Annotated in this window: 10 protein-coding genes; 5 read left to right on the forward strand and 5 right to left on the reverse strand. The window is 70.3% G+C overall.

The features are described from left to right. Positions 1-81: 81 nt before the first annotated feature. A complete protein-coding gene (locus Y958_RS27560; protein WP_088875032.1) occupies positions 82-972 on the reverse strand; it encodes a LysR family transcriptional regulator in 891 nt (296 codons plus the stop codon). A 247-nt stretch (positions 973-1,219) separates the two neighbouring features. Here Y958_RS27560 and Y958_RS27565 point away from each other — a divergent pair, with 247 nt between their 5' ends. Further along, entirely contained in the window at positions 1,220-3,631 is a 2,412-nt protein-coding gene (locus Y958_RS27565) for an ABC transporter permease (RefSeq protein WP_186291532.1), read from the forward strand. A gap of 51 nt (positions 3,632-3,682) precedes the next feature. Here Y958_RS27565 and Y958_RS27570 read toward each other — a convergent pair whose 3' ends face one another. Together Y958_RS27570 and Y958_RS27575 are read right to left on the reverse strand one after the other, a co-directional pair. After that, positions 3,683-4,717 (reverse strand): YeiH family protein, encoded by a 1,035-nt coding sequence (locus Y958_RS27570; RefSeq protein ID WP_088875034.1) that lies wholly within the window; start codon positions 4,715-4,717, stop codon positions 3,683-3,685. A 119-nt stretch (positions 4,718-4,836) separates the two neighbouring features. Continuing rightward, positions 4,837-5,952, reverse strand: a complete 1,116-nt coding sequence (locus Y958_RS27575) for a D-alanyl-D-alanine carboxypeptidase family protein (protein ID WP_211098739.1) — start codon at positions 5,950-5,952, stop codon at positions 4,837-4,839. Between the two features lie 251 nt (positions 5,953-6,203). Here Y958_RS27575 and Y958_RS27580 point away from each other — a divergent pair, with 251 nt between their 5' ends. From Y958_RS27580 to Y958_RS27590, 3 genes are all read left to right on the forward strand, one after another. Next, positions 6,204-6,791 (forward strand): AraC family transcriptional regulator, encoded by a 588-nt coding sequence (locus tag Y958_RS27580; protein WP_088875035.1) that lies wholly within the window; start codon positions 6,204-6,206, stop codon positions 6,789-6,791. Positions 6,792-6,870: 79 nt separating this feature from the next. Next, positions 6,871-7,335, forward strand: a complete 465-nt coding sequence (locus Y958_RS27585; RefSeq protein WP_088875036.1) for a DMT family transporter — start codon at positions 6,871-6,873, stop codon at positions 7,333-7,335. 174 nt (positions 7,336-7,509) lie between these two features. After that, on the forward strand, positions 7,510-8,721 hold the full coding sequence (locus tag Y958_RS27590) for an MFS transporter (protein ID WP_186291533.1): 1,212 nt from the start codon (positions 7,510-7,512) through the stop codon (positions 8,719-8,721). Between the two features lie 18 nt (positions 8,722-8,739). On the opposite strand, the gene Y958_RS27595 is transcribed toward Y958_RS27590, so the two are convergent. Continuing rightward, on the reverse strand, positions 8,740-9,858 hold the full coding sequence (locus Y958_RS27595; RefSeq protein WP_040848994.1) for an NAD(P)/FAD-dependent oxidoreductase: 1,119 nt from the start codon (positions 9,856-9,858) through the stop codon (positions 8,740-8,742). A 251-nt stretch (positions 9,859-10,109) separates the two neighbouring features. On the opposite strand from Y958_RS27595, the gene Y958_RS27600 reads away from it, so the two are divergent. Beyond that, positions 10,110-11,693 carry a hypothetical protein gene (locus Y958_RS27600; protein ID WP_088875038.1) on the forward strand — a complete coding sequence of 528 codons (1,584 nt, stop codon included), beginning with the start codon at positions 10,110-10,112 and terminating at the stop codon, positions 11,691-11,693. 3 nt (positions 11,694-11,696) lie between these two features. Here Y958_RS27600 and Y958_RS27605 read toward each other — a convergent pair whose 3' ends face one another. Further along, the gene (locus Y958_RS27605; protein ID WP_088875039.1) at positions 11,697-12,557 is read right to left on the reverse strand and encodes a protein-methionine-sulfoxide reductase heme-binding subunit MsrQ; all 861 of its coding nucleotides are present in this window, start codon (positions 12,555-12,557) and stop codon (positions 11,697-11,699) included. Positions 12,558-12,574: the final 17 nt, after the last annotated feature.

Below are 12,574 nucleotides of genomic sequence, written 5' to 3' on the forward strand. Positions count from 1 at the left end.
TGCGCCAGGTCAAGACCCGGCCAGGACAGTCAAAAGAAGTTCACTTGAGGGAACGGGGTTTCAACCGGCGGCTTCTATCGCTTAAGCCAAATCCCGGCGGCCCATTTCGTCTAGAAAGGCGCTAGCCGCGCGGCTTAGCCCGCGATCGGCATGACGCACCAAAGTGAAGGCGCGCGGGGCCAGGGCCAAGGGCACGGGATGCAGCAGCCCCACCTCGATGCTGCCGCTGGCGACGGAGGCCGACAGCGCCGCCGCGCCGCCGCCCGCCTCCACCGCCGCCCGCACCGCCTCGTTCGAAGGCAGCTCCAGCGCGATGCGCAACCGGGCGGTATCCACGCCCAAGTCCGCCAGGGCCGCCAGGAAGGCGGAGCGGGTGCCCGAGCCCTGTTCCCGCATGATCCAGGGCGTCTCGTGCAGGTCGGCCGGCGCCACCGTCTCGCGGAAGGCCCAGGGATGATGGGGGGCGACCACCACCACCAGCTGGTCCAGCGCCACCTGGTGGGCGGACAGGTCAGGGCTGTCCACCGCCCCCTCGACGAAGCCCAGGTCGGCCGTGCCGTCCAGCACGGCGGCCGCCACCTGCGCCGTGTTGCCGATGGTGAGGTCCAGGTCCACACCCGGGTGCCGGTCGCGGAAGGCCACCAGGTGGCGCGGCAGCCAATAGCTGGCGATGGTCTGGCTGGCCTGCACCCGTAACTGCCCGCGCTGCAGGCCCGACAGTTCGGCCAGCGCCCGTTCGGCCATGTCGGCCCGGGCCAGCACGGCCTTGGCCTCCGCCAGGAACAGGCGGCCGGCCTCCGTCAGGGTGATGCCGCGGCCCACGCGGTTGAACAGGGCCGTCTGGTAGCGATCCTCCAGCGCCGCGACGGCGGCGCTGGCCGCCGACTGTGCCAGGTTCAGGGCGCGTGCCGCCTGGGTCACGTGCTGGCGTTCCGCCACCGCCACGAAGATGCGCAACTGTTCCAGGGTCAAGGGTTGGGCCCGCCGTCAGGGTGCCGCCGGAAGCGGCGGCGTCGCCGCCACTGTAGCGCAGGCGAAGGGTACGCGGCATCATTGTCCGGAAGCGGGCAACCAGGCTGTCCGGAAACGGACAAGGCGCGGTTCCGGACAGCGCCCCGAGGCCTTTGTATTGAGTGATTCCAATGGCTTAAGCGGTGGTCCGCCCTTTGCTTGCGGGCGCGGCGGCCCCGCAAACGGGGTGGGGAACAGGGAAGCGACCATGCTGTACATCGCGGCAAGCCAGGCCATGCGGTCCTTGCGGCAGGTGAAGGCCGACATCGTCATCAGCCTGGCCGGGCTGGTGGTCGGGCTGACGGCCAGCCTGTTGATGGCCTTGCTGATCCGCGACCAGATGGCCTACGACACCTTCCTGCCCGACCATGCCCAGCTGTACCTGGTGGACAGCGTCCTGGCGCCAGTGGATGAGGTCCAGGATCCGGGCCCCCTGGTGCGCTGGCGCACCCCGCCCGATCTGGCCGCCACGCTGGTGGCGGAGGCGCCGGAGGTGGAGGCGGCCGCCCGCCTGCTGGACGACGCCCGCAAGATCCGGCGCGGAAGCGCGGCCTTCCGCGAGTTCGTCACCTGGGTCGATCCCTCCTTCGCCGACATCATGCGCCTGCCGGCGGTGGAAGGCGACCTGAAGGAAAGCCTGGCCGACCCGGGCGCCGTGGCCCTGACGCAGACCATGGCGCGCAAGCTGTTCGGGCCGGAATCCCCCCTGGGGAAGCGCATCGAGCTGGACGAACGCACGACGCTGCGCGTGCGCGCCGTGCTGAAGGACCTGCCGTTCCGCAGCCATATGCGGGAGGTGATGATCCTGGCGTCCTCCGCCTCGCCTTATTCGCCCTTCAGCGCGCCCCAGTCCCGTGTCGACGGGCCACGGGCGGATGACGACCAGGCGGCGGCGCGGACGACGGGCGACGTCTACACCTATGTCCGATTGCGCGACGGCGCCGACCCGGCGGCGGCGCAAGCGACCCTGGATGGGCTGGCGGCCCGGCACTGGGGGGCAGGACACCCCGGCGGGCAATCGCCGCAGCTGGTGCCCATGACCGGTCTGCAGCTACACGCCGGCCTGAACCCCGACCGGCTGAACCGCATGTACATGATCGGCGGCATCGCCCTGCTGACCCTGCTGATCCCCTGCATCAACTTCATCAACATGGCCACGGCGCGGGCCACCCGCCGCGCCGTGGAGGTGGGGGTGCGCAAGATGGGCGGCGCGCGGCGGCGCGACCTGGTGATCCAGTTCATGCTGGAAACGCTGATCCTGGTGGGCATCGCCATGGTCATCGCCCTGTCGCTGACCGAACTGGCCATCCCCCAGGTCAACCGCTTCCTGGACGCGCGGCTGTCGCTGGACGCCGCCTCGCCCGAGGTCGGAGCCATCGTCGCCGGCCTGGGCGCGGGCGTCACGCTGCTGGCGGGGTTCTACCCCGCCCTGGTGCTGGCGGCGCACCGGCCGGTGGCCATCCTGAAGGGCAACGGCCCGGGAACGGCGGCCCCGGTGGTGGACCGCACGGCCCGGGTGCGGCAGATCCTGATGATGGGGCAGTTCATGCTGCTGGTCATGCTGCTGGTGGGGGCGTCCGTCACCTATCGCCAGCAGCAGCTGCTGACCCGCGACCGCGTCTCCTATGACACCGCCGACATCCTGATCCTGGACGCCAACTGCCCGGAATCCATCCGCATCGGCCTGCAACACATCGACGGGGTGAAGGGCGTGGGCTGCACCGGCATGGAAAGCCTGGAGCGCAGCCGCCCGCTGGTGACGGCCACGCTGAACGATGGCCACGCCGTCCGCCTGAACCGCGTGGCGGCCGACCCCGGCTTCCTGCCCGTGTTCCACCTGCCGGCCCTCGCCGGGCAGCTGCCGGACCCCAAACGCCCCAGCACCGTGCGCCACAAGGTGGTGATCAACGAAACGGCCGCGCGGGCCTTGGGCAACGACATGCCGGAGGACGCCATCGGCCAGGCGCTGCACCTGCCGGGCGTGGACGGCGACGTGCAGGTGGCGGCGGTGGTGCCCGACTTCCCCATGGGGTCGCTGCAGGACAAGATCGCCCCCACCTTTTTCGTCAGCGATCCCGGCGGGTACGAGCTGATGTACGTGAAGCTGTCGCCGGGCGACCGCACCCGGACGCTGGCCGCCATCGACGCCCTGTGGCGCCGCATGGGGGAGCTGTCGCCCAGCGACCGCTATTTCTTCGATGATCACCTGAACTCGCTGACCAGCCTGATCCGGCATGAGACCCAGATGATCACCTTCTTCAGCCTGATCAACCTGGGCATGGCCTGCGCCGGCATCTACGGCCTGTCGGCCGTGACGGCGGAGCGGCGGACCAAGGAGATCGGGGTGCGCAAGGTCTACGGTGCCTCGCTGGCCGACATCCTGCGCCTGCTGTTGTGGCAGTTCGCCAAGCCGGTGCTGCTGGCCAGCGCGCTGGCCTGGCTGCCGGCCTACCTGTTCCTGCACCGCTGGCTGGCCGGCTTCGCCTATCACGTGGACATCGGCCCCTGGACCTTCCTGGGCCCCACCGCCCTGGCCCTGGCCATCGCCGCCGCCACCGTGGCCGGCCAGACCATCCTGATCGCCCGCGCCCGCCCGGTGCTGGCGCTGCGGTACGAATAGGGGCCCGCCAACAGCGCCGGCGGGCCCGTCGTCAGAGGGGCGAGGATCGCTTCACGCCCATACCGTGACGATCAGCACCAGGCTCAATCCTGCGATGAACAGGCTGGCCAGGGCGCCCAGGGCCAGGGGGGCGAAGCCCTTGGCGGCCATGCGGCCGACGTGTGTGTGCAGGCCCATGGCGGCCAGGGCCAAGGTCAGCAGGCTGGTGGTGACGCCGGGGGCCCAGTCCTTCACCACGGCGGGAACGGCGTGCAGGCTGTTCAGGGCGACCAGGGCCACGAAGCCCAGGATGAACCACGGCATGGGCATGGGCTTGCCACCCGTGCCTTCCCGCCGGCGGCGCAGGGCGCCCAGCGACAGGACCAGGGGGGCCAGCATGGCCACGCGGGTCAGCTTGGCCACCGTGCCGAACTCACCGGCCTGCTGGCCCGACTGGAAGGCGGCGGCCACCACCTGGGCGATCTCATGGATGGAGGCGCCGGCCCACAGGCCCACGGCGCGGGGCGCCAGGTGCAGGGCGGCACCCAGGGCCGGGTAGCTCAGCATGGCGATGCTGCCGAAGACGGTGACGCAGGCGACGGCGTAGGCCGCGTCCTCGTCATCCGCCTGGGTGACGGTGTTGGCCGCGACCACAGCCGACGCGCCACAGATCGAGGTACCGGCGGCGATCAGTTCCGCCAGCGGCGCCGGTACGCCCAGCCAGCGGCCCACCGTCTTGGTGAAGACGAAGGTGGCCACCAGGCTGAGGGCGATGATGGCGACGCCCGTGGGCCCCACCGCCGCCACCTGGGCCGCCGTCAACTGCAGGCCCAGAAGGGCCACGGCGATGCGCAACAGGCGCTTCAGCACGAAGGTCACCCCGGCCTGCGTCACCCTGGGCAGGCCCACCGCGCTGCGCAGCGCGATGCCCACCACCACGGCCAGGATCATGGGGCTGAACAGTCCCAGGGCCGGCACCCGGTGCAGGGCAAGGCCGGCCGCGGCCGGGATGAGGCAGTAGACCAGGCCCGGAACCAGGCGGGTGGCTGAGGACAGCGCGGGCCAGCGGACAGCGGATGCGGCGGCGGTGTGGGCGGTGTGGACCATAATGGCGGTGCCTTGATACGAAAGGGGCGCGACCCCACTGGATCGCGCCCCCCAAACATCGCCATTTCACACAAAACCATCCAACAGATTGTTCTGTTGATATCGATCTTCTTTTCAGATCAATCTGCGGCGACCTTGTGGTGGTGCCCGTGCGTCTTGCCGGCCACCTTGCCCTTGGCGGCCTTGCCCGCCACCTTCACCGTCCTGGCATGGGCATGGGCCGTCACATGCCTGCCGGCGTGACCCGAGGCCACGCGCTGGTGCGCGGCGGCGGCGTGGCCGCGCCGCTGCACCGGTGCCACGGCCACGTGCACGGTGCGGGCCCGGCCGGCATGGGCGACGCGGCCCGTGCCACGGGCGCGGGCCACCCGGGTCAGGGGGCGGCCGGCGGCCAGCGCCACCAGCTTGGGGTCGGTGTCGCGGTTGGCGAAGGCGTTGTCCAGCAGGGTCGCCATCAGCGTGTCGCGGGTCTTGGCGCTGCTGCCGCCGAACACCACGCCAAACAGGCGGCGCCCGTCATGCACGGCCGAGGACACCAGATTGGAACCGGAGGCGTTGGTGAAGCCGGTCTTCATGCCGTCCATGCCGGGGTAGCGGTACATGAGGCGGTTATGGCCGGTCAGGTGGCGTCCCTCGAAATCAAACTCACGCGTGGCGAAGTAGTGATAGTCCTGCGGGAAATCGCGATGCAGCGCCATGGCGAGGCGCGACATGTCACGCGCCGTCGTCACCTGCTCGCGATCGGGCAGGCCCGAGGCGTTGCGGAACACGGTGTTGGTCATGCCCAGCTGGTGGGCCTTGTCCGTCATCATGCGGGCGAACACCTGTTCGCTGCCGCCGGCCAGGGCTTCGCCCACCACGGTGGCGCCGTCATTGGCGGAAATGACGATCATGCCCAGGACGCAGTCCTTGACGCTGACCGTCTGCCCGACCTCCAGCCCCAGCTTGGTCGGTTCCTTGTTGGCGGCGTTGCGCGACACCGGCAACTCATCCTCCCAGTGCAGGCGCCCCTGGTGGATGGCCTCGAAGGTGAGGTAGAGCGTCATCATCTTGGTCAGCGACGCCGGATGGTTCTGCTCATCCGGGTTCACGGCGTTCAGCACCTCTCCCGTGCCGCCGTCGACCACCAGGGAGGCATAGCCCGCCTGCGCCGGGTGGACCGCCCCCAAGCCGACGGCCACCGCCCCCAGCGCCGCGACGACAGTCCCCAGCCGGCCCAGAACACGCCGCGCCACCCCAATCGCCCCCTTGAAACCCACCGTGCCGCTCCTCTCGCCCTAGGGAATGGAATACTGTCCCTAGGGGTAGAAGATTCAACGGATTCTGTCCAGGTATTGGGTGGAATAAAGATGACGCAACAAGATAAAGGGTGATTCACCCGGCTGTGGGGGCGCCAGCCGCCAGGCTACCCGGTCACCAAAACAGCAGTTTCGATCCCTGCGATTGGCGCTACCATTGGTGGCCCGCTACCCACCAGGCCGCCGCCATGCATCCGTCCCCCGTCCCCGGAACCCCCGACGCGCCCTGGCGCTACTGGCGTCCTGGGGACGGCGCGGCCGTTGAAGTGGGAACGGTGCGCGGGCGCGACGTGGCCCTGCCCGTCCATTTCCATGAGGAGGACCAGGTGACCATGGTCCTCCTCGGCGTGCGCCGCTTCGTCGTCGCCGGCGTCCCGGTCGAGGTGGCGGCGGGCCAGGCCGTGCGCATCCCCGCCGGCGTGCCCCACCTTTCCCTGCCCAGCCCGGCGGGCGTGGTGTGCACCAACCTCTACCTGCCGCCGGGCACCCCGCGGCCGCCGGCCGACATTGACGCCGGTTGGGAAACCGTGACCCGGGCGGCGGCGCTGGCGGGCCTGAGCCGTGAGGGCTATTCCCGCCGCTTCAAGCGGTTGCACGGTATGGCGCCGCAGCGGTTCCGCCTGCTGGACCGGCTGAACGCCGCCCGCGCCCTGCTGCGCCAGGGTGAAGCCATCGCTGCCGTGGCGGCCGACACGGGCTTCGCCGACCAGAGCCACCTGGGCCGCTGTTTCCGCGGCACCTTCGGTGTCACGCCGGGACGCTATCGCGCCGGCTGAGGTCACACCCGTTCTATAGCGCGGCGCGGCGCACCGTTATCGGTGGTGCCACCTTCACCCTTTTGGAAAGCCGCGCCCCATGCCATCCCTCGCCCCATCCCTCGCCACCGTGCTCTCGTGCTTGCTGGTGGTCGCCGCCGGTGTCAGCCTGGCCGTGCAGCAGGTCCTGAACGCCAATCTGCGCATGGCGCTGGGATCACCCTGGTGGGCGGGCTTCACCAGCTATCTGGTGGGGATGGCGGCCATGCTGCTGCTGGCGCTGACGATGCCCGGGCCCCGGCCGACGGCGGCGGCATTGGGCGCCACACCGGGGCCGGCCTGGGCCGGCGGCCTGTTCGGCGCCGCCTTCATCGCCACCGCCATCCTGATGATCCCGCGCTTGGGCGCCGCCACCGTCCTGGCCTTGATCGTGGTGGGGCAGATGCTGTGCGGCCTGGTCATCGACCATATCGGCGCCTTGGGAGTGACCCCGCACCCCGCCGGCGTCGCCCGGCTGCTGGGCGCGGCGCTGCTGATCCTGGGCGTCGTCCTGGTACGCCGATAGCGACCTGCCGGTGCCGCCGATGCATGATATCGGAAACCCCGATTTTACCGCCCTGTCCCCGCCTTCTAGTTTAGGGGCGCCATGGTTCGGAGGCCGGCGGGAAAAGCCCACCCCGGACATGCCAGGAGGATAACGGACCGGCGCCCGCGCCCGTCCCCAGGGAGGGTATTTGACGTGGCTTCCAAAAGTCGGACGGCCGGCCCGGCGCAGGGGCTGGCGCTGCTGCTGCCCAGCACGATGTCGGTGATGGGTGTCGTCGTGCTAGCACCGGTGCTGCCGCAAATGCTGGCGCATTTCAAGGACATGCCCCAGGCCGATTACTGGGTGCCCATGATCCTGACGACACCGGCGCTGTGCGTGGCCCTGTTCTCCGCGCCCGCCGGTTGGCTGGCCGACCGCTTTGGCCGCCGCCGGCTGCTGATGCTGTCCATGCTGCTGTACGCCGTCTGTGGCGTCGCCCCGCTGGTCCTTGATGATTTCCGGGCCATCCTGGCCAGCCGCGTGGTGGTGGGGGTGACGGAGGCAGCCGTCATGACCCTGACCACCACCTTGATCGGCGACTACTTCAGGGGGCACCAGCGGGAGAAATGGCTGGCGCTGCAGACCGCCGTCGCCTCCATCTCCGCCGTGGCGCTGTTCGTCATCGGCGGCGCGCTGGGCGCCATCAGCTGGCGGGCCCCTTTCGCCGTTTATGCCAGCAGCCTGCTGCTGCTGGCCGGCATCCGCTTCTTCACCTGGGAGCCGGAGGAGACCGAGGACGTCCTTCACCATCCCGAGGCGCACCGGACCGTGGCCCTGCCCTGGGCGCGCCTGGGCGGCATCTGCGCCATTACCGCCTTCGCCGCCGTGCTGTTCTATACCGTGCAGGTGGACCTGTCCCTGGCGCTCACCGGCCGGGGCGTCACCGACCCCGCCGCCATCGGCGGAATGACGGCGGCGGCCAGCCTGGCGGTGCCGGTGGGCACCATCGCCTTCCAACGCCTGTCCGGCCTGCCGGTGGCCATGCTGTTGCTGATGGCCTTCGCCCTCTGCGGCGCGGGCTTCAGCGGCATGGCGCTGGCGACCGGCCATGGATGGCTGCTGGCCTCCGTGGCGCTGGCCCAGTTCGGCTGCGGCCTCATCCTGCCCACCCTGCTGACCTGGGCCCTGCGCGGCCTGGCGTTCGAGATCCGCGGCCGGGCCACCGGCCTGTGGCAAGCGTCCTTCTTCGTTGGGCAGTTCCTGAGCGCCTTCGTGGTCACCACCCTGTCCCATCGTTTCGGCGACATCTTCAGCGCTTTCCTGGGCCTGGCCATCGCCAGCGGCATCGCCGCCGCGCTGGCGCTGGGCGGTCTGGCGCTCATGGGCAACCGCGCCCAGGAGACAATCGCGCCCGGGGTGCGCTGACGGTCCGGTCTTCCTTACTCATGCGTCCAGCAGGTCAGCCACCGCCTCACCGATGGCCAGCGAGGAGGTCAGCCCCGGGCTTTCGATGCCGAACAGGGCCACCAGGCCCGGCAGGCCGTGGGCCGGCTGCCCGTCCAGGCGGAAGTCGGGCTGCGCCTCGCCGGGCCCATGGATCTTGGGCCGCACGCCGGCGTAATCCGGCACCAGGGCGCCGTCGGGCAGGCCCGGCCAGAACCGGCGGATGTAGCGGTAGAAGCCGTCGGCACGGCCGGGATCCACGCGATAGTCCGGCGCCTCGACATATTCCAGGTCGGGGCCGAAGCGCGCCTGCCCGCCCAGGTCGCGGCGATAGTGCACGCCCAAGGCGCCGGGAATGGGGGGTGGATAGACCAAGCGCTTGAACGGCGCCCGGCCATTGAGGGCGAAGTAGCTACCCTTGCCGTAGTGCGCCCGGGGGATCAGGTCGGCCGGGAAGCCCTCGATACGGGCCGCCACATCCTGGGCCGACAGGCCCGGCGCGGTCACCAGCAGACGGGTGGTGACGGTGGTGGGATCGCGCCCGCCGGTGCGCACGGCATAGCCGCCGCCCCCCAGGGGGGTGGCACCCAGCACCGGCGTGCCGGTGACCACGGCGCCATCCCGCCCCTCGATCTCTCCCCGCAGCGCCACCATGTAGCCATGGCTGTCGAAGATGCCGCTCTCGGGCGAGATCAGGGCGGCCACGGCGCGCAGGTCCGGCTCCAGCGCGTGCACCTCGGCCGCGCTCAACCAGCGCATGCCTTCCACGTCGTTGATCCGGGCCTGGTTCAGGATGCCCTCCAGCCGGGGCACCTCCGCCTCTTCCGTCGCCACCACCAGCTTGCCACACTTGTCGTAGGTGACGCCGTGGGCATCCAGGAAGGGGTACAGCATCCGCCGCCCGGCAACGCAGAACCGCGCCCGCAGGGATCCGGTGGGATAGTAGAGGCCGCCGTGCGCCACCTCGGAATTACGGGAGGACACGCCTTGGCCGATGGCGTCCTCCGCCTCCAGCACCGCGACGGTCAGGCCGCGCAGGGCCAGGGCGCGGCCGCAGGCCAAACCCACGGCCCCCGCCCCCACAATGATCGCGTCGAAATCCGTATCCGCGCCGGCCATGCCTTGCTCCCGTCCTATCCGCGGTCAAATCTGCCCGGACGGTGCCGCGTCGCGCAATGCCGCAGGCATAAACACTATTTCAAACCTTTAAGATAATTGTCGGCCAAGGGACGGGGGCGTATTACCTTGGGGATGTTCGTTTACCTGCCGGAAATATCCGCAGGCCATAATGGATGCCGTTGGCGCATGGGCTATGGGGTTGGAAGCATGGGGTTGAGCACGGCTTGCCACGGCGGTCTTCGGGGCAGGGCATGACACCGGCGGAAGAGGATCGTGCCCGCACGCTGACCGACTTGGTGGACCGACTGTCCCCCGAGGCCGCGCGCAAACTGTTCGAAGAGGTCGACTCCAGCCCGGACCAAAGCCGGACCATGGTGCGCCGCGCCCTGATCCACAAGCTGAACGCCCAGCGCCAGGCCCACGCCCGGCGCCAGTTCACCCAGCTGTTCGAACCTTTCCTGACCAGCGACCCCTGGCTGCTTCGCGAAGAGTTCCACTGTCCCGGCAGCATCCACCCGCTGGACGTGGGCGGCCTGTGGTCCGCCCTGGCCGCCAAGCCGCTGGCGCCGCTGAGCCGCTCGGTGGATGAGATCCTGTCGGCCCTGGCCCAGGAACAGCCGCTGTTCGTGGTGCTGCGCACGCCCAAGGCCCTGGCCCTGCGCGAGGAATTGCGCGTGGCCGCCGCCGCGCGGCTGTCACAGACCCTGCAGGACAAGGCCGCCACCAAGGATTTGCTGGAGGCGATGAACGCCTGGCGCCGGACGGAGGCGACGCGCAAGAACCTTGGGGTGGTGCCCCGCCCGCTGGTGCTGGCCGACCTGTCGCTGCTGTACATGCTGCTGGAGAACGGCGGTCCCTATTCCCGCCTGGTCATGGGCCTGAACGGCAATGACGACAATGGCGGGGCCGACGGGGCGGCGGCCGTGCTGTCCTTCCAGGCGCCGGGGGTGCCCGCGCCCCAGGCCAGCCAGCTGACCCTGCTGATGCCCCTGGTGCTGCTGAACCGTCACCGCGCCTACCGGCAGATGAGCGGCTATCTGGTGCAGGGCCCCCCCGACTGGCAGCCGGTGCTGCTGTCGGCCCTGGTGCGCCATCTGGCCCGCACCTGCCAGGTCCTGGCTGACGAACTGGGCGCCCTGGCCGGCGCCGGCGAGGTGGCCCGCCGTCCCCTGGTCGTCGCCTCAGAACGGCGCGAGTTGCTGGAGCGGGAGCTGGTCTACCTGGACGACCTGTTGACCCTGTTCGACGAATTCGACCTGCTGCGCGATGGCCGTGAGGCCAGCCTGGCCCACAGCACCCTGGACACCATGATCAAGAAGGTGGAAGGCGCGCTGTACCCCTACCTGTCCACGCGCGTGTCGGTCACGGCCCATGCCAAAGGCCGGATGGCGCTGGACCATGCCGCGCTGGCCTGGGCGCTGGGCTACACCATGCGCTGGCGCAACACCCTGACGCGCAGCCTGCACTGGGGCACCCGCTACAGCGACTTCCGCGAGCGGCTGGTGGAGGATCTGACGGACGCCTACCGCGCCGCCTTCTCCCGCACCGAGGCGGGCGACAGCCGCGAGCGGCTGGGCCAGGCCGTGCGCGCGGCGGAGCTGTCGCAGGCCGTCGGCGCCGATTTGCGCGAAAGCATGACCCTGCTGGACCAGGGGCTGGTGCAGACGGCAACCGACCGCCTGCGCGACGCCACGCCCATGACCGGCGCCGAGATGGCCCTGATCACCACCCTACTGGTCAAGGCGCAGAACGAGCTGCGCCGGACCAAGCACTGGCGCGATGCCAACCTGGTGAACTTCGTCACCCTGGCCGAGGGGCGCGGGCTGAAAGGTTGACGCCTACGCCCGCGCCAGCCGCCGCGCGCGCTGCTTCAGATCGCCCACCATGGACGCCAGGGTCAGGCCCAGGCCGCCGGCCAGGACGTACCAGGCGGGGCGGATGCCGGCGTCCCAATCGAAGCTGAGGTTGGCTTCCAGCACCAGATCCGGGGGCAGATGACGCACGGCCCAGAAGCCCAACGCCTCCGCCCCCGCCGTGCCGAGGGCCGTCAGGACGCTTAGCCCCAGCAGCACGGGTACCGAGCGCGCCCGACCATCCGGCAGCACGCGGTTCAGCAGGCGGTAGGCCAGCAGCCAGGCCAGCCAGCCGGCCATCAGGGTGGGCACCGTCACGTCGGCCTTTTCCTGCAGGAAATAATGGACCAGGCCCAGGATGGCGATGGGATAGACCAGGGCGTGCAACCGGCGCCAGCGCGGCCCCCCCAGCCGCTTGATCATCCCATCGGTGGAGGTGACGCCCAGCGCCACCAAGCCCAGCAGCGCCACGAAGCCGATGGTGAGGTAGACGCGGCGCGCGATCTCGGACGCGATGTGCAAAAGGTCCAGCGACTGGTCGGCGGCGTAGCCGCCCAGGTGGACCACGGCGTAGAGGCAGGCGGCCACGCCGATGCGCCGCCGCACGGTCATCAGCGCCGGCCAGCGGGCGATGCGCGCCAGCGGGGTCACCAGCAGCGACAGTAGCAGGAAGCGGAAGGTCCACACGCCCACCTCATGGATGAAGGCGTTGTAGGGCCGGGGGCCCAGCTGCCCCATGATGGCGTCATAGGCGACGAGGGCCATGGGCAGGCAGAGACCCGCCAGCACCAGGGTCATCAGCCAGGAATAGCGGCCGGCCCTGTCCTGCCACAGGCGCCAGTTCATGCCCAGCTCCCGGGGAA

The organism is Nitrospirillum viridazoti CBAmc (assembly GCF_000730165.1).
Taxonomy (GTDB): domain Bacteria; phylum Pseudomonadota; class Alphaproteobacteria; order Azospirillales; family Azospirillaceae; genus Nitrospirillum; species Nitrospirillum viridazoti.

Excerpts from the sequence above, each read along its gene's own strand:
- Y958_RS27595 (WP_040848994.1), bottom strand. The coding sequence starts at position 9,858 with ATGGCCGGCGCGGATACGGATTTCGACGCGATCATTGTGGGGGCGGGG.
- Y958_RS27605 (WP_088875039.1), bottom strand. The coding sequence starts at position 12,557 with ATGAACTGGCGCCTGTGGCAGGACAGGGCCGGCCGCTATTCCTGGCTG.
- Y958_RS27565 (WP_186291532.1), top strand. The coding sequence starts at position 1,220 with ATGCTGTACATCGCGGCAAGCCAGGCCATGCGGTCCTTGCGGCAGGTG.
- Y958_RS27600 (WP_088875038.1), top strand. The coding sequence starts at position 10,110 with ATGACACCGGCGGAAGAGGATCGTGCCCGCACGCTGACCGACTTGGTG.
- Y958_RS27585 (WP_088875036.1), top strand. The coding sequence starts at position 6,871 with ATGCCATCCCTCGCCCCATCCCTCGCCACCGTGCTCTCGTGCTTGCTG.
- Y958_RS27580 (WP_088875035.1), top strand. The coding sequence starts at position 6,204 with ATGCATCCGTCCCCCGTCCCCGGAACCCCCGACGCGCCCTGGCGCTAC.
- Y958_RS27570 (WP_088875034.1), bottom strand. The coding sequence starts at position 4,717 with ATGGTCCACACCGCCCACACCGCCGCCGCATCCGCTGTCCGCTGGCCC.